Genomic DNA, 20193 nt, shown 5'->3' on the forward strand with positions numbered 1-20193 from the left:
GACGAGCCTGTTCATGACGAGCATCATGTAACAACGTGGCTCCCGAAAATCACTTCGACCTGGATCGAAGTATCAACGTTGCTGACAGCCTCCCGCCATCAGACCGCGTCCGGGAACTCGCCCATGGCGGCGTCCAGCCGCGCCTTGCGGCGGCGCGCCCAGGAGACGAGCGAGAGCACGGCAAGCCCCAGCACGACCGGCGGGAACACCACCATGTTCACCGCGGACCAGCCGTAATTGGCGAGCAATTGCCCTGACGAGAACGAGCCGATCGCCATCATGCCGAACACCAGGAAATCGTTGAAGGCCTGCACCTTGTTGCGCTCCTGCGGCCGGTGCGTCTCCAAGACCAGGGCGGAGGCGCCGATGAAGGAGAAATTCCACCCCACGCCGAGCACGATCAGCGTGGCCCAGAAATGCATCGCCGTGAGGCCGGAGAGACCGATGGTGGCCGCGCCGGCCTCGAGCAGCAGGCCGGCGGCGACGATCTTCGGTGCGCCGAAGCGCGCGATCAGCGCGCCGGTGAAGAAGCTCGGCCCGTACATGGCGACGATGTGCCATTGAATGCCGAAATTGGAATCGCTGACGCTGAGGCCGCACAGCTTCATGGCGAGCGGCGCCGAGGTCATCACCAGATTCATCATGGGATAGGAGATGACGCCGCACAGCGCCGCCGCGATGAAGCGCGGCTGGGTCACGATCGTGAGCAGCGGCCGGCCGCCATGCAGATCGGCCGGCGCCGGCTTCGGCATGTCGACGCCGGCGACGATGCCCATGGCGACCAGCGCCACCGCAGCCTGCACCAGGAAGCTGAAGGCGAACAGATAGGGCTGCCAGACATCCATGGTCCACTGCACGAGCTGCGGACCGAGCACGCCGGCGAACACGCCGCCCGCCATCACCCAGGACACCGCCTTGGGCCGGTAGACCGCGCTGGCGCCGTCGGCGGCGGCGAAGCGATAGGACTGCGCCACCGAGCCATAGAGGCCACCGAGAAAGGTCGCGATGCAGAACAGCGCGAACGAGCCGTGCAGGATGGCGAACGAGCCGAGCAGGCCGGTGAGCGCGCCCAGACCGGTACCGATGACGAAGGCGGCGCGGCGGCCGAAGCGGCGCGAGATCGCGCCGGTCGGCAGCGTGCCGGCGGCAAGGCCCACCACATACATCGAGATCGGCACGGTCGCGAACGACATGTCGGGCGCGAGCGTGGCGCCGACGATCGCGCCGGTGGCGAAGATCACAGCCGAGTTGGCGCCGGTCAGCGCCTGCGCGGCAGCAAGACGCACCACATTGGCACGCACGCGGGCGTCGGCGGCGATCTGATTGGCTGAAGTCACGTCAAGCATCGGCATTTCCGCCCCAACGGGCTCACAAGGGCTTTGTTGATTCCCGGCACTATGGAGCGGCGCGGGAGGGCGGGCAACCGGCGCAAACGGGCGCAGGCCATGCCTCTGACGCAATCGAGCAGATGATAGCGGGCTGCGCTCTTGACGGCTTGCGCTCGATCAAATCCTATCCGCCGCGACTTTTGGGAGTTTCGTTCATGACGGTCGACGACAGGCCTACGCTCAGCGCTCCCGACGACGATCCCTGGCTCTGGCTGGAGGAGATCGAAGGCAAGCACGCGCTCGATTTCGTGGAGCGGCAGAACAGCCTGACGCTCGACGCATTCGGCGGAGCGGCCTTCGCGCGCGACCGCGATATCCTCGCGGCGATCTACGATCGTCCCGACAACATCCCCTATGTCAGCCGGCGCGGCAGCGATCTGCACAACCTCTGGAAGGACGCCACCAACCCGCGCGGCCTGTGGCGGCGAACCAATCTGGCGGAGTTTCGCAAAGCAAGCCCGGCGTGGGACATCGTGCTGGACATCGACCAGCTCGCGGCAAAGGAGGGCGAGGATTGGCTGCTGAGCGCGATCGTCACCATGCCGGCAAGCTCGCGGGCGATTCTGAGCCTGTCGCGCGGCGGCAGCGACGCCGTCACCTTGCGGGAATTCGACCTCGACACGAAGAGCTTCGTGGCGGACGGCTTTACGCTGCCGGAAGCCAAGGGCGGCGTTGACTGGCTCGATCAGGACACGCTGCTGCTGTCGAGCGCGCATGGCGAGGGCATGGCGACGAGCTCCGGATATGCGCGGACCGTTCGCCTGTGGCGGCGTGGCCAGCCTGCCGATCAGGCGCAGGTGATCATCGAGACCACCGCCGATCACATGGCGGTCTCCGGCATGGCCGACGACACCGGATCGGCGCCGCGGGTCTGGATCGTCGATCAGATCGACTTCTTCAATCACGCGATCTGGCTGCGCGATGCGACCGGTGCGACGACGAAGCTCGACCTGCCGACCGGCGTCTGGATGCAGGCGCATGGCGACTGGTTCGCGATGAAGCTGCGCAAGGACTGGTCGGCCGGAGGCCGAACCTTTGCCACCGACACCGTGCTCGGCATCTCGCTCTCGGCGTTCCTCGCCGGCAGCCGCGATTTCGCGGTCCTGTTCGAGCCCGGCCCGCGGCGCGCATTGCAGGGCCTGTTCTGGGCGGGCAGCAAGCTGGTGCTGTCGATCCTCGACGAGCTCAAGCCGCAATTCGAGATCTGCACGCCGTCCGCCGCGGGCTGGAGCCGCGCCACGCTTCCCGGCCTCCCGCAGATCGGCGTCGTCGATATCTGGCCGCTCGACCGTCATCCCTCCGAGAGCAATGGCGACCTGCTCGCCAACGTGCAGGATCCGCTCACGCCGCCCTCGCTGCTGCTGTTGGAGCGCGGCGTCGCAAGCCCGACCGTGCTGAAGCAGGCGCCGAAGACGTTCACCGCCGACGGCCTCGTGGTGACGCAACACGAGGCGATCTCGATCGACGGCGAGCGCATTCCCTATGTGCAGACCGGTCCTGCCAAGGAGACCGGCGATGCGCCGGTCTATATGAGCGCCTATGGCGGCTTCGCCGTCGCGGTGAAGCCGTATTACAATCCATCGCTCGGCAAGCTGTGGCTGGAGCGCGGCGGCACCACGGTGCAGGCGAATCTGCGCGGCGGCGGCGAATTCGGCACGCGCTGGCACGATGCCGGCCGGCTCGCCGGCAAGAAGCTGTCGCATGACGATTTCGCCGCCGTTGCCGCCGATCTCGTCCGCCGCGGCGTGACAAGCGCGAAGCGCATCGCAGCGCAGGGCGGATCGAACGGCGGCATCCTCATCACCAACATGCTGGTGCGCTACCCCGAACGCTTCGGCGCGCTGTTCTGCACCATCCCGCTGATCGACATGCGCCGCTACACCAAGCTGCTCGCAGGCGCGAGCTGGATCGCGGAATATGGCGACCCCGACAAGCCCGACGAATGGGAGTGGCTGAAGACCTACTCCGCCTATCACAACGCAAAGCCCGGCCAGGCCTATCCGCCGATCCTGATCGCCACCACGCGGCGCGACGACCGCGTCCATCCCGGCCACGCCCGCAAGATGGCGGCAAAGATCCAGGCGATGGGCTATGAGGCCTGGTTCTACGAGCCGGCAGCCGGCGGTCACGGCTACGGCAAGGACAACAAGGAGCGCGCCGGTTTTGAGGTGCTGGGCTTTCGATTCCTCAGGGACAAGATCGGATGGAAGGATGGGGAGGCATAGCCGCAACGTCGCTTCGAGGCTTTGATCGAAGCACGACGTGAGCCGGGCACCACTCTCTCATTCCCTCCCCCGCAAGGGGGGAGGGAGCGCACCGCCTTCGCGGCGTGCACCCAGATCAGCAGTGACTCACCCCCGCGCAAACACCAGCGTCAGATTGTTCGCCGGCATCTCGATCGTATCGACGAGACTAAGGCCGGCGCCTCGCGCGAGCGTCTCGACATCGCCGATGTCGCGCACGCCCCAGTCGGGATTGCCTTCGCGCAATGAGGTGTCGAACACGGCGTTGCTGAGCGCGGTATGCTTGCCGTCGCGCTTGAACGGGCCGTAGAGGAACAGCTTGCCGTCGGCCCTCAAATAGCGACCGGCGCCGGCGAACAGGCCTTCGGCCACGGTCCATGGCGCGATATGGATGACGTTGGCGCAGAACACGGCGGCGAGACTCGTCGGCCCCTGCCCGCTTCGCATTTCCGGACACCAGCCGGGATCGGAGAGATCGATCCGCAACGGCGAGCGGATGTTTGGCAGGCCCGAATGGACGCGCCAAGCCTCGATGCTCTTCACGTGCCGCTGGTTGAGGTCGCTCGGCCACCAGACCAGGTCGGGCGTATGGCGGGCGAAATGGACCACGTGCTGGCCGGTTCCGCTGCCGACCTCGACAACGTTTCCGGAACAGCCGGCAAGGTGCTTTTCCAGAGCCGCCCGGAGCGGCTCGTGATTGCGATGGAATGCCGGTGCATCGAGCCGCCCATCTGGCTCGACCCGTCCGCCGTCCCTGCCAAATTCGACGACATATTCAGCCAAGTGACGTCCCCTTGAAAAAACGAGAACACGATGAAAACAGCAGGAGCGCCCAAACGCCCTCGAAACAGCCGGCCCGCGCTCACGGACCTTACTCTCGTGGCCAAATCGGCCGAACAAATAATCTCTTTAGTTGCAATGCGGAAGATATTAACTCCATTTTGCCGCGTGCATAGTCCTGATTGTCAGGTGATGCCCTTTGTGCTTTGGAACGCTGCTATTTCCGCGATCGAGTGCATCGCCATAACGCCTCGGAATGACGCCTTGACCGCCTTTTCCCGGATGCCTGCCCTGCTCCTTTTGCTGGCCTTCGCCGCCGGCCTCGCCAGCCCGGCGCGGGCGCAATCCGCCGTGGCCGAGGGCCAGAAGCTCGCCTTCGACCGTGGCAAGGGCAATTGCCTGACCTGTCACGTCATCAAGGGCGGCGACCTGCCGGGAACGATCGGCCCGGAGCTGAAGGACCTCAAGGCGAAATACCCTGATCGCAACGAGCTGGCCGCGATCATCTTCGACGAGACCAAACGCAATCCGCAGACCATGATGCCGCCGTTCGGCCGGAACCGGATTTTGACCGACCAGGAGATCAGCGCAATCGTTGATTTCCTGCAAACCCTGTGACTTCAGGCACGCCAGGAGAGCTCAGATGACCACGACCACCGGCCCCCTTGCGACGCGGCGCCTGATCCTTCAGGGCGCAGCCTCCGTCGCGCTGCTCGGCCTCGGCAATCTGCCGTTCGGCGTGGCGCCCGCGTACGCCGCGGCCAACGACAAATATCCGGAAGAAGCGTTCAAGCTGAAGAACGAAGCGGACGCGATCAAGGCGCTCTACGGCAAGACTGCCGAGCCCTCCGACAAGGTCAAGCTGGATGCGCCGGAGATCGCCGAGAATGGCGGCGTGGTTCCGATCTCGGTGACGACGACGCTGGAGAAGGTGACCTCGATCTCGTTCTTCGTGGCCGAGAACCCGAACGCGCTCGCCGCGTCCTACAAGATTCCCGACGGCACGATCCCTGCTGTCGCCAACCGGCTGAAGATGGCGAAGACCACCAACGTGACCGCGATCGTGGAAGCCGACGGCAAGCTCTACAGCGCGACCAAGGAAGTCAAAGTCACCGTCGGCGGCTGCGGCGGCTAAGGAGATCGACATGGCATCCAGCATTCGCGTGCGCGCGACCGCAAACGGCGACATCACCGAGGTGCAGGCGCTGATCCAGCACCCCATGGACACCGGCCTGGTCAAGGACGCCAAGGGCGAGGTGATCCCCGCGCATTTCATCCAGCAGCTGAAGTTCGAATGTAACGGCAAGGACGTCTTCGTCGCCGATTGGGGCACCGCCATCTCCAAGGACCCCTATGTGAAGTTCAGCTTCAAGGGCGCCAAGAAGGGCGACGACATCAAGATCTCCTGGACCGACAACAAGGGCGGGTCGGATACGACCACCGCGAAGATCGCGTGATGAAGGCCCGCTCCGCCCTCCTGCTTGGTTCGCTCAGCGCCGCGCTCGTCGCGGTCGCCCTCACCTCGCCGCGCGTGATCGCGGCCGACAAGGTCGATCCAGTTGCCGACGCAAAAGCGTTCCAGAACTTCTTCTTCCAGAAGTTTCCGACCGTGAAGCACGAGGATTTCGTCAACGGCCCTTATTCCATGAACGAGGACATGAAGCGGCAGTGGCAGGAGAAGGAGGAATTCCCGCCCTACGAGTTCGCGCTCGACGCCGGCAAGGAAATGTTCGCCACCCCGTTCAAGAACGGCAAGACCTATGCCGACTGCTTCCCGAATGGCGGCATCGGCATCCGCCAGAACTATCCCTACTTCGATGAGAAGGAGGGCAAGGTCGTCACGCTGGAGCTCGCGCTCAACCGCTGCCGCGAGGCCAACGGCGAGGCGCCCTATTCCTACGTCAAGGACGAGATGGCCTCGCTGACCGCCTATATGGCCTTCACCTCGCGCGGCAAGCTGATGGACATCAAGATTCCCGATGATCCCCGCGCGCTCGCCGCGTTCGAGAACGGCAAGCGCTATTTCTACACGCGGCGCGGCCAGATGAATTTCTCCTGCGCCAGCTGCCATGTGCAGAGCCCGGGCGAGCGCATCCGCGCCGAGATCCTGGCGCCTGCGCTCGGCATTTTGAACGCGATGCCGATCTACCGCTCCGAATGGAGCGGCATGGGCACGACCAGCCGCCGCTTCGTCACCTGCAACAGCCAGACCCGGGCGGTTCCGCTGGAGCCGCAGGCAGATGAATATCGCGACGTCGAATATTTCCTGTCCTACGTCGCCAACGGACTGCCGATATCAGGACCGGGAGCGCGGCCATGAAGCGGTCACTTCCTCTCGCCATGCTGCTCGCCCTTAGCCTCGCGCCAACGGCGCGCGCGGCGAATGAGGCGGATTACAAGGCGGCCTATGCCGCCGCCGAAGCCGCCTCCAAGGAGGCAGCCGGCATGCGCAATCAGTGGACCGTGACCGTCTCGACGCTGGCGGCGGCGAAGAAGGCAGCCGATGGCGGCGATTTCGACCGCGCCCTGGCCGCAGCCAAGGAGGCCGAGGCGCTGGCGAAGGCGTCGATCTTCCAGGCCACGTCCGAAAAAGAGGCCTGGAAGGCGATGGAAATCCGCTAGACTGGACCTCAGTTGAACTGCCGATGAGGCGCGGAGGATTCTGGATGGCGATCCGCCGCCGTGATTTCCTGAAGAGTGCAGGCGTTGCCGCAGCATCGCTCGGCCTGCCGCGGCTTGCGCGCGGCACTGAAGCGGCGAGCATTTACGACCTCGAACGTTTCGGCCATGCCCGGATCCTGCACATCACCGACACGCATGCGCAGCTCAACCCGGTCTATTTCCGCGAGCCCAGCGTCAATATCGGAATCGGGGAGATGGCGGGACGGCCGCCGCATCTGGTCGGCCGCGCCTTTCTCGAGCGGTTCGGAATCCGGCCCGACAGCGCCGATGCCTATGCCTTCACCTGCTTCGAGTTCGAGAAGTCTGCGGCGCGCTTCGGCAAGCTCGGTGGCTTTGCCCATCTGAAGACGCTGGTCGATCGCTTGCGCGGCGATGTCGGCGAAAGAGATTCGCTGCTCGTCGACGGCGGCGATCTCTGGCAGGGCACGGGGCTTGCCAACGTCATGCAGGGCCGCGACATGGTCGAGGTCGCCAATCTGCTCGGCATCGAGGCGATGACCGGGCATTGGGAATTCACCTATGGCGAGCAGGCGCTGCGCGACAATCTCGAGCGCTTCAAGGGCGAGTTCCTGGCGCAAAACGTGTTCCTGACCGAGGAAGCCGCGTTCAACGACGCCCGCGCCTTCGACAAGGCGACGGGGCGCGTCTTCAAGCCCTCCGTGATCAAGGAGCTCGGCGGTCATCGCATCGCGATCGTCGGCCAGGCCTTCCCTTACGTGCCTATCGCGCATCCAAAGCGGTTCACGCCGGACTGGACCTTCGGCATCCGCGAGGAAGAGCTCCAGAAGCATGTCGATGCCTTGCGCACCGCCGAGAAGGTCGATGCCGTCATCCTGCTGTCGCACAACGGCATGGACGTCGACCTCAAGCTCGCGAGCCGCGTCACCGGCATCGACGTCATCCTCGGCGGCCACACCCACGACGCCGTGCCGCAGCCGATTCCCGTGACGAACGCCGGCGGCACGACACTCGTCACCAATGCCGGCTCCAACGGGAAATTTCTGGGCGTGCTCGATCTCGCGCTCGACAAGGGCAAGGTCAGTGGCGTCAAATATCACCTGCTGCCGGTCTATTCCGAGCTGCTGAAGCCTGATCCGGCGATGGCCGAGCTGATCGGCCGGGTTCGCGCGCCGCACGTGGCCGACTGGTCGGAGAAGATCGCAACGCTCGACCGCCTGCTCTATCGCCGCGGCAATTTCTCCGGCCCGGTCGACGAGCTGATCTGCACCGCGTTGCGCAGCGAGCTCGACGCCGAGATCGCGCTGTCGCCGGGCTTCCGCTGGGGCGTCACCGCGCTGTCCGGCCAGGCGCTGACCATGGAGGACGTGCTCGCGGAAACCGCGATCAGCTATCCCGAGACCTATGTGCAGGAAATGACCGGCGCCCAGATCAAGGACGTGCTGGAGGACATCTGCGACAATCTCTTCAACGCCGATCCCTATTACCAGCAGGGCGGCGACATGGTGCGCGCCGGCGGCCTCAGCTACACCTGCACGCCGGCGGGTGTGATCGGCGGCCGCATCTCTGAGCTGAAGCTCAACAACGGCAAGGCGATCAGCGCCAACCACCGCTACAAGGTCGCGGGCTGGGCCTCGGTCAACGGCCAGCAGGGCGCCCCGGTGTGGGACGTGGTGGCCAAATATCTGCGCTCGGGCCGGATGCTTTCGGAGCGGCTCGGCTCCGGCGTCACGCTGAAGGGCGTCGAGAACAATCCGGGCATTGCGGGACAGGGATGACGCGCTCGCAAATGTTTCGCGCGATGATGCTGGCGCTGCTCGCCTTGGCCGCGATGCCGCCGGCTTTTGCGCAGCAGGTGCCGCTTCAGGACAAGCCGTTCGCCGAGCACAAGATCGTGCTGCAGCTCTCCGACGGCGACGCCAGGAAGCAGGCGCTGGTGCTCAGCGTCGCCAACAATCTCCTTAAGGCCTACGCCCCCGACAAGGTCGCGATCGAGGTGGTGGCATTCGGACCCGGCATCGACCTGCTGCTGTCGAACAGCGAGCGCCGCAAGCAGGTCGAGAGCCTGATCGCGCAAGGCGTGCGCTTCGACATCTGCCTCAACACCGTCGACACGGTCGAGCGGGAGACAGGCAAGCGGCCGGAGTTCATCCCCGCCGCGACGCCGGTGCAGGTCGGGGTCGGACAGATCCTGTTCCTGGCGGAGAATGGGTACACGGTGGTGCGGCCGTAGGGGGCGCCGACGCCTCACCCGGCGCTGTCATTCCCCGCGCAGGCGGGGAATCCAGTACGCCGCGGCTTCTCCGTACCTCTCGCTGTCTCTGGAATACTGGATCGCCCGCCCCAGTGCGCAATTGCGCACAGGGCGGGCGATGACAGTGAGTATGTGACGAGGAGCGCGCGGGCCCATTACCTCACAATAAAGATCTTCTAAATTTTCCCATCTTCACAGTGGATTGCTTCTCTTTTCGACCAGAACCGTAGTAGAATTTGCAATCAGTTCCACGCCGGGTCTTGCCATGATCTTCCGCCAGCTCTTCGACAGTGTTTCGGGCACCTACAGCTACGTCCTTGCCAGCCGCCACGGCGGCGAGGCGCTGATCCTCGATCCCGTGCTGGAGAAGGTCGACCGCTATTGCCAATTGCTGCGCGAGCTCGACCTCAAGCTGGTCAAGGCGGTCGATACCCACCTTCATGCCGACCACGTCACCGGCCTCGGCGAGCTGCGCGACCGCACCCATTGCATGACCGTGATGGGCGACCAGACCAAGGCCGACGTGGTGGCGATGCGCGTCGCCGACGGCGACAAGGTGACGATCGAGGGGCTGTCGCTCGACGTGATGTACACGCCCGGCCACACCGACGATTCCTATTCCTACCTGATGGGCGACCGCGTCTTCACCGGCGACACGCTGCTGATCCGCGGCACCGGCCGCACCGATTTCCAGAACGGCTCCTCGCGCGCGCAGTACGATTCGATCTTCAATCGCCTACTCAAGCTGCCGGACGAAACGATGGTGTTCCCGGCGCATGACTACAAGGGCGACACCGTCTCCACCATCGGCGAGGAGAAGCGCTACAATCCGCGGCTCCAGGTGCGCTCGGTCGACGAATATATCGAGCTGATGGCGAACCTGAAGCTGCCCAATCCGAAGATGATGGACGTGGCGGTGCCCGCCAACATGCGCGTCGGCCTGCATCAGGAGGAGCTGGAAAAGGAGGGCCGCGCGCTGACCGCCAGCGAGGCGATCCGCGTCCTGGGCCGGCCTGACATCCTGCTGGTCGATCTGCGCGAGACCAACGAGCGAATGAAACACGGCATGCTCGAGGGCGCCCTGCACACGCCCTATCCGTCCGTCGAGGAGAGCCTGAAGCCCGGCGGCATGCTGCGCGAGGTCGCGGCCGCCACCGGCCGCCGCATCGTGTTCTTCTGCGCCTTCGGCGAACGCTCGGCGATGGCCGTCGCGGCGGCGAAGGAGGCGGGCCTCGCCAATACCGCCCATATCGCCGGCGGCATCGATGCCTGGAAGAAGGCGGGCGGACCGGTGGTGCACTGACGCCCCGACGCGCCGTTCTTGAGATAAGTCAGGAAGCGCCCACATATTGGGACTAGGATCGGATGCAGCATCACCATCCGGGAACAGCCATGGCCAAGATCGTCAACAAGACCGCCAAGCCGAGCGCGCCGCCCAAAACCCCCAGCGAGAAGCTGGCGGACGACAAGGCGAAGAAGCCGCTGCCGCGCGACACCGACGACGACGATTACGAAGACGGCGACATCGCAACGCCGAAGCGCGACCGGTACGGTCCCGATGACGAGCCGTTGTGAGTTGAAGCCTGCCCCACGAATGGCGCGTTCCCTCCCCCCTTGCGGGAAGAGGGGTGCCACACGGCACACTCTTTCGAGAACGCGACGATCTTTGCATCGACCACGGATAGACCTTTTGCTGGGCTACCCCTCTCCCCCGCCCTCCCCCGCAAGGGGGGAGGGCGCGCAGTGTGCCCGATCGCATCGTCGAGTCATGATTGAGACAGCGGCGCCACCCGCACTACCTGCCATGCGCCTGTGTTCATGGACAAATAACCGCTGTGCCCGATAGTTTGCGCTCCCTTCAGGGAGGGAATCGGAACTGCAATGGTCGATGTTCTCGCCGCACCGCAGCAAGGCAAGGCGGACAGCGCGCTGCGCACGCTGACGGGAATCTCGATCGCGCATTGGGTCAGCCATTTCCATCTGCTGGTCCTGCCGATGCTGTTTCCGTTCCTGAAGGACAGGCTCGGCGTCGGCTATGTCGAGCTCGGCTTCGCGCTCACCACCCTTGCCGTCGTATCGGGCCTGACGCAGGCGCCGACCGGCTATCTCGTCGACCATTTCGGCGCGCGCAGGATCCTGCTGATCGGGCTGACACTCGGCGGCTGCGCGCTGATCCTGCTCGGCCTGCACCTCAGCTACGCCTCGCTGATCGCCTGCGCCGTGCTGCTCGGGCTCGCCAACAGCGTCTATCATCCCGCCGACTACGCCATCCTGGCGGAGCACATGGACGAGGCGCGGATGGGCCGCGCCTTTTCGATCCACACCTTTGCCGGCTATCTCGGCGGCGCCGTGACGCCGGCGATCGTCGCCGCGCTGGTCACCGTATCGGGTGGCGTCGGCGCATTGATCGCATCGGGCGCGATCGGCGTGCTGGTGGCGCTGCTGCTGGTCGCCATGAGCATTCCCGAGGCCGGCGCGCACAAGAAAAAGCCCGGTCACGAGAGCGCGCCGAAGCAGGCCGTCATCACGCCGGCGCTGATCACGCTGACCGCGCTGTTCATGCTGCTCAGCCTGTCGGTGGCCGGCATCAACAATTTCGGCGTGGTGGCGCTGATGAGCGGCTACGGCGCCTCTTATTCGATCGCCAACATCGCGCTGACCGCATTCCTCGGCGCCAGCGCCGCGGGCGTGCTCGCAGGCGGCTTCCTCGCCGATCACACCGAGCGTCACGGCTATGTCGCCGCCGCCTGCTTTGCCGCGAATGCGGCGATCGTGCTCTTGATCGCACTGGTGACATTGCCCGGCTGGGCTTTGACCGCGACGATGACGGCGGCGGGCTTCCTCTCCGGCGTGATCGCCCCCTCGCGCGACATGCTGGTGCGCAATGCCGCTCCCGCCGGCGCTGCGGGGCGCGCCTTCGGCATCGTCTCCACCGGTTTTAATCTCGGCGGCATCGTCAGCCCGCTTTTGTTCGGCTGGATCATGGACCAGAGCGCGCCGCACTGGGTGTTCGGCGCCTCCGTGATCTTCATGCTGGCGACGGTGGTGCTGTCGCCGTTCACCGAGCGGAAGCGGCAGGCTGCGGCGTAGCGACAAGTTCAACTGTCGTCCTGGCGAAAGCCAGGACCCATTACCCCAGGGAGAATCCGTCGCGCGAGACTGGTCACTCCGAGTCTTCGCCAAACTACTCCCTGTGGTTACGGGTCCCGTATCTGCGCTGACGCTTGTCCGGGACGACGAGTAGAGAGAACTGCGTGTAACAAAAACAAAACGGGAAGAAACCTCATGACCAATCCTGATCTCGTGATCCGCGGCGGCATGGTCGCGGATGGAAACGGCGGCGAGCTGTTCGAGGCCGATGTCGCCATCACCGGCGGCAGGATCAGCGAGGTCGGGAAGATCTCCGGCAAGGGCAAAGAAGAAATCGACGCGCGCGGAAAACTGGTGACGCCGGGCTTCGTCGACGTCCACACCCACTATGACGGGCAGGTCACCTGGAGCCAGGACATCACGCCATCCTCGCAGAACGGCGTCACCACCGCGATCATGGGCAATTGCGGCGTCGGCTTTGCGCCGTGCAAGCCCGCCGACCACACCCGCCTGATCCAGCTGATGGAAGGCGTCGAGGACATTCCCGAGCCGGTGCTGAGCGCCGGCATTCCCTGGGCCTGGGAGAGCTTTCCGGACTACATGGACTGGTTGTCGAAGCGCGATTTCGACATCGACGTCGGCGCGCAACTGCCGCATGCGGCGTTGCGCGTCTATGTCATGGGCGAGCGCGGCGCGCGCCGCGATCCGTCCACGGCGGAAGACAATGCGGCGATGGCAAAGCTCGCGGGCGAAGCGGTCCGCTCCGGCGCGCTCGGCTTCTCGACCTCGCGCACGCTCAACCACCGCACCTCCACCGGCGATTTCACGCCGACCTTGAAGGCCGGCGAAGACGAGCTTACCGCGATCGCGGGTGCGATGCATCGCGAGGGCCGCAGCGTGCTGCAATTCGTGCTCGATCTCTCCACCATCGACGAAGACCTGCCGATGATGCTGCGGGTCGCCGACACGACGAAATGCCCGATCTCGTTCTCGATCACGCAGAACGACAAGGCGCCGCAGCGCTGGCGCCAGACGCTGGACGAGATCAATGCCGCCGCACAGCGCGGCCTCTCCATCACCGCGCAGATCGCGGCGCGCCCGGTCGGCCTGCTGCTAGGGCTCGAGCTGTCGCGCAACCCATTCCAGACCCATCCGAGCTACAAGGCGATCGCACATCTGCCGCTGAAGGAGCGGCTGGCGCGGCTGCATCAGAGCGAGATCCGCCAGGCGATCCTCAGCGAGACGGCGACCGCGACCGACGATCCGCTGTTCTTCCGGCCCAACTACGACAAGATGTTCCTGCTCGGCGATCCTCCCGATTACGAGCAGCCGCCGGAGAACGCGCTGGGGCCGCGGGCGCGCAAGCAGGGCCGGAAGCCCGAGGAACTCGCCTATGACGCGATGCTGTCGGACGAAGGCCGCGGCATGCTCTACGTGCCGTTCCTCAACTATGCCGACGGCAATCTCGATGCGACGCGCGAGATGCTGATCGATCCGCAATCGGTGCCGGGCCTGTCCGACGGCGGCGCGCATTGCGGCATCATCTGCGATGCGAGCTTCCCGACCTATCTGCTGACGCACTGGACACGCGACCGCAAGCGCGGCGAGAAGCTCACGATCCCGTTCGTGGTCGCGGCACAGTCACGCAAGACCGCGCTCTCGGTCGGCCTCACCGATCGCGGGCTGATCGCGCCCGGCTACAAGGCCGACGTCAACGTGATCGACTATGACCGCCTGCATCTGCATCCGCCGAAGGTGCATTACGATCTGCCGGTCGGCGGGCGGCGGCTGTTGCAGGACGTCGACGGCTATGAAGCGACCATCGTGTCGGGCGTGGTGACGCAGCGGCATGGCGCGGCCACGGGGCGCCGGCCGGGGAAGTTGATTCGTGGCGCGCAGGGGGTGGTGAACTAGCGCGGTAGGATGCATGTGAGACGCGAAGGCCGCGCCTCACATTCGGTGTCGTCCCGGCGAAGGCCGGGACCCATACGCCCCGGCAATTGTTTTGCGAAGACTTGGAGTTATCAGCTTCGCCTCAATCCACTCCCTGTGGTTATGGGTCCCGGCCTTCGCCGGGACGACAGCGGTGTTTGTGGCGGGCCTTGAACGCCTGCCACCCCTTACGTCGGCGACACCGCGCCTTTCAGCGCCGCTGCCTGCGGGGCGGCAGCGCGCGTCAGCCGAGCCTTTTCGCTGTTCGGCCAGAGCAGGGCCAGGCCGAGCAGGCCGGAGCCGACCATGATCACGGCGTTGATGGTGAAGCCGGTCATGTAGCCGTCGAGCATGCTACCGGCGCGCTGGATCACGGTGCCCATCACGGCGGGCGCGATGATGCCCGAGAGCGTGTAGAGCGCGCCGTAGATCGCCAGGATCGCGCCGCGCTGCGACGACGGCGTGAATTCGCCGAGCATGGGCGGACAGACGACGTAGATCGCGCCGCACAGGCCCGTTCCGACCACGAGCAAGGCGAGCTGAAGGCCGGCGCCCTGAACATACGGCATCGCAGCCAGGATCAGGCCGCCGACCATCAACGGGACCGAGCCGAGCACGCCGCGGGCGACGCGCGTGGTCGAGCCGCGGGCCATCATCAGTTGCGAGATCCAACCCGTCAGGATCACGATGGTGGCGCCGAACACCCAGGGCAGGGTCGAAATCCAGCCGGCCTGGCTCTGCGAGAAACCGAGGCCCTTGATGATGAACGGCGTGAACCAGGTCAGGCCCAGCGACAGCGCCCAATAAGCCCCGAAGGTCGCCGCGACGCAGCCGACGAAGGTGCGCGAGGTGAGAAGCTGAAGATAGGGAATTTTCGCCTCGGTGGCCGCAAGGGTGTGCGTGTCCTCCAGCGGGCCTTCCTTGCCGAGCGCGAGCCAGGCACAGACCCAGATCAGGCCGACGACGCCGAGCGCGCCGAAGGCGTAGTGCCAGGAGTGATTGACGATGACCCAGTTCAGCGCCGGCACGGCCAGGATGACGCCGAAAGCCGAGCCTTGCGACAGGATCGCAGTCGGCAGCGTGCGCTTCTCGTCGGGGAACCATTTGTAGATGGCGTGCGCGGCGACCGAGAAGGCCGGGCCTTCGCCGGCGCCCAGCACGATGCGGCAGATCAGCAGCGTGGTGAAGGAGACGGTGCCGACCATCGGAAACTGCGCCAGCGCCCAGACCACCGCCAGCGTCAGGAGCACCCAGCGCGTCGGCACCTTGTTGACGATGAAGCCGACCACGATGGCCGAGATCGAGAACAGGAAGAAGAACGAAGACCCGAGCAGGCCGAACTGCTCCGGGGAGAGCTTCAGATCCGCCATGATCGGCACGCCGGCGAGGCCGACGACGATCTTGTCGGCGAAGTTAACCAGCATAAATAGAAACAGCAGAAAGGTGACCGTCCAGGCGCCCTTCGGTGTTTCCCTGGATGTCGTCGTCTTGCCCGCCACCATGGGCGTTCCCTGAGCGCTCATCGTTCTCCCCGTCTGTCTTTTTGGCAGTTTTTTGATTTGGCCGTTGTTGGAGCTAACAACGGCTTCGACGGCAACGCAACCCCGGCATTTCCGCGGCAGGTGTGCTACGCAGCATTTCCGTTAATTCCGTCCGGCGCCATTCATCGTGCTGAGCATCCGAAATCTCTCCAAGACGTTCTCCTCGGCCGCCGAACCGGTCCACGTGCTGCGCGGCGTCGACCTTGACCTCAAGGCCGGTGAACGCGTCGCGCTCACCGGCGAATCCGGCAGCGGCAAGAGCACGCTGCTGCACCTGATCGCGGGGCTCGATGCCGCCGATGGCGGCTCGATCCGGTTGGAAGACACCGAGGTCACCAAGCTGTCCGACGCGGGGCGCGCCAGCCTGCGGCGCGACCGGATCGGCCTCGTGTTCCAGCAGTACAACCTGATCCCGAGCCTGTCGGTGGCCGACAATCTGGCCTTCCAGGCGCGGATCGCCGGCCGGCACGACGCGGCCTGGTCCAGTGAATTGGTCGAACGGCTCGGGCTCGGCGCCCTCCTGAAGCGCTATCCCGAGCAATTGTCCGGCGGCCAGCAGCAGCGGGTCGCGATCGGCCGGGCGCTCGCGACAAGACCCTCGCTGCTGCTCGCGGACGAGCCGACCGGAAATCTGGATGAAGCGACCGCCGAGGACGTGCTGGCGCTGACGCGCGACCTCGTCACGCGCACCGGCTGCGGCTTCCTGATGGTGACGCACAGCCTGCATCTGGCCGGCACGCTCGACCGCCACCTCACTTTGCATGCGGGGCGAATCGCATGAGGCGCGCGCTGTGGGTCCTCGCGGTGCTCCTGAGCCATTGGCGGCGGCACAGGATGCAGTTCGCGACACTTCTGATCGGGCTGATCGCCGCGACCGCGCTGTGGAGCGGCGTGCAGGCGATCAACCAGCAGGCCCGCAATGCCTATGACCGCGCCGCGGCGACGTTCGGCGGCGTGCGGACGCCGATGCTGGTCGCACCCAATGCGGCGACCTTCTCGCAAGACCTGTTCGTCAGGCTCCGCCGCGCAGGCTGGCCGGTCTCGCCGGTGCTGGAGGGCCGCGTCCAGATCAACGGGCGCTCGGTGCGGCTGCTCGGCATCGAGCCGGTGACGCTGCCGGTCGATGTCGGCAACGCGCCACGCCTTGGTGCCGCGGACCTGACGAGCTTCGTCGCGCCGCCCGGCCGGACGCTGGTGGCGAAGGAGACGCTGGCCGACTTGCAGGAGCAGGAAGGCGCGGCGCCGCCGATCAGCAGCGGCGCAACACTGCCGCCGCTGCACGTGCAGCCGCAGCTCGTGCCCGACGTGCTGGTGGTCGATATCGGCGTGGCACAGACGCTCCTGAACAAGCCGGACCAAATCTCGCGGTTGCTGATCGGCAAGCCGAAGGGCAAGCCGGCGCCGCTGGCGAGCGTCGTCGGCGACCGGCTGCAACGGGTCGAGCCGAATGCGGAGACGGAGCTGGAGCGTCTCACCGACAGTTTCCATCTCAACCTCACCGCCTTCGGCCTGTTGTCGTTCTTCGTCGGCCTGTTCATCGTCAATTCGGCCGTGGGTCTTGCCTTCGAGCAGCGACTGCCGATGCTGCGCACGTTGCGGGCCTGCGGCGCCTCGGCACGCCTCGTCAACACGGTGCTGGTGATCGAGCTGGTGGCGCTGGCGCTGGTCGCCGGACTGATCGGGCTCGTCTGCGGCTATTTCATCGCGGCAGCGCTGTTGCCCGACGTCGCGGCGTCGCTGCGCGGGCTCTATGGCGCGCAGATCCCGGGGCAACTCAGCTTGCAGCCCGAATGGTGGCTCGCCGGCATCGGCATCAGCGTTGCCGGCGCGCTCGTTGCGGCGGCGACCAGCCTGATCAAGGCGATCAGGATGCCGGTGCTGGCGACCGCGCAGCCGTACGCCTGGCAGCAGAGGCAGCGCCGCTGGCTGATCCTGCAAAGCATTGCGGCGTGCATGGTGTTCGCGGTCGCGCTGCTGCTGCTTCACTATGGCGAATCGCTGATCGCAGGCTTCGGCGTGCTGGCGGCGCTGATGCTGGGCGCGGCACTGATCCTGCCGGCCTTCCTCGACATCATCCTGCTCATAGGCCAGCGCGGCGCGCGAGGACCGCTCGCGCTGTGGTTCTGGGCGGACAGCCGGCAGCAGCTCTCCGGGCTGTCGCTGGCACTGATGGCGCTGCTGCTCGCGCTCGCCGTCAATGTCGGCGTCTCCACCATGGTGGAAACCTTCAGCCGCACTTTCGTCGGCTGGCTCAACGGGCGGCTCGCGGCCGACGTCTACATCAGCGCTTCCGACAATGCGCACGGCGTCGCGATCCGGAACTGGCTGAAGGAGCGCAGCGAAGTCCAGGCGATCCTGTCGGGCGGCCGCGCCGAGACGCAAGTCCAGGGCCAGCCGGTGGAGCTGTTCGGCCTGCCCGATCACGCACTCTATCGCGAGCGCTGGCCGCTGCTGGAGACTGCGCCACGCGCCTGGACCCAGCTGGTGCCGGGCAATGCCGCCTTCATCAGCGAGCAATTGAGCCGCCGCCTCAACGTCCGCGTCGGCGACGTCGTCGAGGTGCCGGCGCCGGGCGGGACCTGGGAGCTCGACATCGTCGGCATCTATGCCGATTACGGCAATCCCAAGGGTCAGCTGGCCGTGAATGTCGCGGCGCTGATCCGTCACTTTCCGCAGACGCCACAGACGCGGATCGGCCTCATCGTCGCGCGGGACAAGATTCCGGACTTGATCGCGGCCTTGCAGAAGCGGTTTGCACTCGACGACCGCAGCGTCGCCGACCAGGCGACGGTGAAGGCGGAATCGATCCGCATCTTCAACCGCACCTTTGCGGTGACATCGGCGCTGAACGCTTTCACGCTCGGTGTCGCCGGCATCGCGCTGCTGACCAGTCTTTTGACGCTGGCCAACTCCCGCCTGCCGCAGCTCGCACCGCTGTGGGCGATCGGCATCACGCGGCCGCGCCTCGCCGCGATCGAATTGACCAAGACGCTGTCGGTGGCGCTGTTCACCTCGCTGCTGGCCGTGCCGCTCGGGCTGCTGGTGGCGTGGTGCCTGATTGCGATCGTGAATGTGAAGGCGTTCGGCTGGCGGCTGCCGTTCCATGTGTTCCCGCTGCAACTCGTCGAGCTGGTCGCGGTCGCGCTGGTCGCCTCGCTGCTCGCCGCGCTGCTGCCGGTCGCACGGCTGGCGCGGATGCAGCCGGCGAACCTCGTCAAGGTGTTTGCCAATGAGCGCTGACAAGATCTCGCGGCGCGCATTTGCCGGCGGCATAGCCGCGCTCGCTCTTGCGAGCCGCGCCGGCGCGCAAGGCTATGCCGGGCTCGGCGAGACGGCCGACGGCTTTGCGAAGGTCACGCCGGGAAAGACGTTCGCCTTCCCCGCCGATCACGGGCCGCATCCGGAATTTCGCATCGAGTGGTGGTATCTCACGGCGAACCTCGTCGACAGCAGCGGCGCGGCTTGCGGCCTGCAATGGACGCTGTTCCGTCAGGCGGCGCAGCCGGGACCGCAAGGCGAAGGCTGGGCCAATCAGCAGATCTGGATGGCGCATGCGGCGGTGACGCGTGCCGACACCCATCGCTTCAGCGAGCTGTTTTCGCGCGGCGGGATCGGACAGGCCGGCGTCGAAGTGAAGCCCTTCGCGGCGTGGATCGACGATTGGGAGATGAAGGGTCTTGAGCGCACCGACGATCGCACTTTGGCGCCCCTGACGCTGAAGGCCTCCGGCACGAACTTCAGCTATGCGCTCACGCTGGAGGCCGATCGTGCGGTGGTGTTGCAGGGTGACGGCGGCTTCAGCCGCAAGTCGGAGCGCGGCCAGGCCTCCTACTATTACAGCCAGCCGTTCTACCGCGCGCGCGGCACGCTCACCATCGATGACAAGCCGGTTGATGTGTCGGGGCAGGCCTGGATGGACCGCGAGTGGAGCAGCCAGCCGCTCGACGCCGACCAGACCGGCTGGGACTGGCTGTCGCTGCATCTTGCATCCGGCGACAAGCTGATGCTGTACCGGCTGCGGCAGAAGGACGGCAAGGACTATCCGTTCGGCAACTGGATCACCGCCACCGGCAGCACGCAGATGATCTCGGGCAGCGACATCCAGATGACGCCGAAGGCGACCGCCGAGGTCGCGGGGCGCAAGCTGCCGGTGGAGTGGCAAATCGCCATCCCCTCGCGCTCGTTCTCAATCCAATGCAAGCCGCTCAATCCAAAGGCCTGGATGGGGACCGGCTTCTCCTATTGGGAAGGGCCGATCAGCTTTGCCGGCACGCATGACGGTGTTGGCTATCTCGAGCTGACCGGGTATTGAAGCGCGACCTCTT

Annotated in this window: 18 protein-coding genes; 15 read left to right on the top strand and 3 right to left on the bottom strand. The window is 65.8% G+C overall.

Annotation, left to right across the window (positions count from 1 at the left end):
• Positions 1 to 98: 98 nt before the first annotated feature.
• Entirely contained in the window at positions 99 to 1346 is a 1248-nt protein-coding gene (locus ACVWW6_RS05155; protein WP_271557089.1) for an MFS transporter, read from the bottom strand.
• Between the two features lie 197 nt (positions 1347 to 1543).
• Between ACVWW6_RS05155 and ACVWW6_RS05160 the strand changes: the two genes are divergently transcribed.
• The gene (locus ACVWW6_RS05160) at positions 1544 to 3613 is read left to right on the top strand and encodes a prolyl oligopeptidase family serine peptidase (RefSeq protein WP_456680275.1); all 2070 of its coding nucleotides are present in this window, start codon (positions 1544 to 1546) and stop codon (positions 3611 to 3613) included.
• A gap of 126 nt (positions 3614 to 3739) precedes the next feature.
• Here ACVWW6_RS05160 and ACVWW6_RS05165 read toward each other — a convergent pair whose 3' ends face one another.
• Complete coding sequence (locus tag ACVWW6_RS05165) at positions 3740 to 4414, bottom strand: DUF938 domain-containing protein (RefSeq protein ID WP_456680276.1); 675 nt, start codon at positions 4412 to 4414, stop codon at positions 3740 to 3742.
• 261 nt (positions 4415 to 4675) lie between these two features.
• On the opposite strand from ACVWW6_RS05165, the gene soxX reads away from it, so the two are divergent.
• The 11 genes from soxX (at position 4676) to ACVWW6_RS05220 (ending at position 14309) form a co-directional block, all read left to right on the top strand.
• On the top strand, positions 4676 to 5029 hold the full coding sequence (gene soxX, locus ACVWW6_RS05170; RefSeq protein WP_028172677.1) for a sulfur oxidation c-type cytochrome SoxX: 354 nt from the start codon (positions 4676 to 4678) through the stop codon (positions 5027 to 5029).
• Positions 5030 to 5054: 25 nt separating this feature from the next.
• On the top strand, positions 5055 to 5546 hold the full coding sequence (gene soxY, locus ACVWW6_RS05175) for a thiosulfate oxidation carrier protein SoxY (RefSeq protein WP_011083833.1): 492 nt from the start codon (positions 5055 to 5057) through the stop codon (positions 5544 to 5546).
• Between the two features lie 10 nt (positions 5547 to 5556).
• Positions 5557 to 5868 (top strand): thiosulfate oxidation carrier complex protein SoxZ, encoded by a 312-nt coding sequence (gene soxZ, locus ACVWW6_RS05180; RefSeq protein ID WP_011083832.1) that lies wholly within the window; start codon positions 5557 to 5559, stop codon positions 5866 to 5868.
• Positions 5868 to 6731 (top strand): sulfur oxidation c-type cytochrome SoxA, encoded by an 864-nt coding sequence (soxA, locus tag ACVWW6_RS05185; RefSeq protein WP_028172676.1) that lies wholly within the window; start codon positions 5868 to 5870, stop codon positions 6729 to 6731. Before soxZ ends, soxA begins: the two co-directional genes overlap by 1 nt.
• Positions 6728 to 7033 (top strand): hypothetical protein, encoded by a 306-nt coding sequence (locus tag ACVWW6_RS05190; protein WP_011083830.1) that lies wholly within the window; start codon positions 6728 to 6730, stop codon positions 7031 to 7033. Before soxA ends, ACVWW6_RS05190 begins: the two co-directional genes overlap by 4 nt.
• Before the next feature lie 44 nt (positions 7034 to 7077).
• Positions 7078 to 8829, top strand: coding sequence for a thiosulfohydrolase SoxB (gene soxB, locus ACVWW6_RS05195; protein WP_456680277.1), 1752 nt, complete (start codon positions 7078 to 7080; stop codon positions 8827 to 8829).
• Entirely contained in the window at positions 8826 to 9284 is a 459-nt protein-coding gene (locus ACVWW6_RS05200) for a DsrE family protein (protein WP_161532967.1), read from the top strand. The genes soxB and ACVWW6_RS05200 overlap by 4 nt, the downstream gene beginning before the upstream one ends.
• A gap of 286 nt (positions 9285 to 9570) precedes the next feature.
• Positions 9571 to 10608, top strand: a complete 1038-nt coding sequence (locus tag ACVWW6_RS05205) for an MBL fold metallo-hydrolase (RefSeq protein WP_011083827.1) — start codon at positions 9571 to 9573, stop codon at positions 10606 to 10608.
• An 89-nt stretch (positions 10609 to 10697) separates the two neighbouring features.
• A complete protein-coding gene (locus ACVWW6_RS05210) occupies positions 10698 to 10880 on the top strand; it encodes a hypothetical protein (protein ID WP_456680278.1) in 183 nt (60 codons plus the stop codon).
• Between the two features lie 306 nt (positions 10881 to 11186).
• Positions 11187 to 12395 (top strand): MFS transporter, encoded by a 1209-nt coding sequence (locus ACVWW6_RS05215; protein WP_456680279.1) that lies wholly within the window; start codon positions 11187 to 11189, stop codon positions 12393 to 12395.
• Positions 12396 to 12590: 195 nt separating this feature from the next.
• A complete protein-coding gene (locus ACVWW6_RS05220) occupies positions 12591 to 14309 on the top strand; it encodes an N-acyl-D-amino-acid deacylase family protein (protein WP_456680280.1) in 1719 nt (572 codons plus the stop codon).
• Positions 14310 to 14515: 206 nt separating this feature from the next.
• On the opposite strand, the gene ACVWW6_RS05225 is transcribed toward ACVWW6_RS05220, so the two are convergent.
• Positions 14516 to 15850 carry an MFS transporter gene (locus tag ACVWW6_RS05225; protein WP_028172671.1) on the bottom strand — a complete coding sequence of 445 codons (1335 nt, stop codon included), beginning with the start codon at positions 15848 to 15850 and terminating at the stop codon, positions 14516 to 14518.
• A 145-nt stretch (positions 15851 to 15995) separates the two neighbouring features.
• On the opposite strand from ACVWW6_RS05225, the gene ACVWW6_RS05230 reads away from it, so the two are divergent.
• Genes ACVWW6_RS05230 through ACVWW6_RS05240 form a run of 3 tightly spaced genes read left to right on the top strand, consistent with a single transcriptional unit; the run spans position 15996 to position 20180 of the window.
• Positions 15996 to 16649: an ABC transporter ATP-binding protein gene (locus ACVWW6_RS05230; RefSeq protein WP_011083822.1), complete on the top strand. Its 654-nt coding sequence runs from the start codon at positions 15996 to 15998 to the stop codon at positions 16647 to 16649.
• Positions 16646 to 19108, top strand: coding sequence for an FtsX-like permease family protein (locus ACVWW6_RS05235; protein WP_456680281.1), 2463 nt, complete (start codon positions 16646 to 16648; stop codon positions 19106 to 19108). Before ACVWW6_RS05230 ends, ACVWW6_RS05235 begins: the two co-directional genes overlap by 4 nt.
• Entirely contained in the window at positions 19098 to 20180 is a 1083-nt protein-coding gene (locus tag ACVWW6_RS05240; RefSeq protein ID WP_456680282.1) for a lipocalin-like domain-containing protein, read from the top strand. Before ACVWW6_RS05235 ends, ACVWW6_RS05240 begins: the two co-directional genes overlap by 11 nt.
• The last annotated feature ends 13 nt before the right edge of the window (positions 20181 to 20193 follow it).

The sequence above is a fragment of the Bradyrhizobium sp. USDA 3311 genome, from assembly GCF_054062495.1.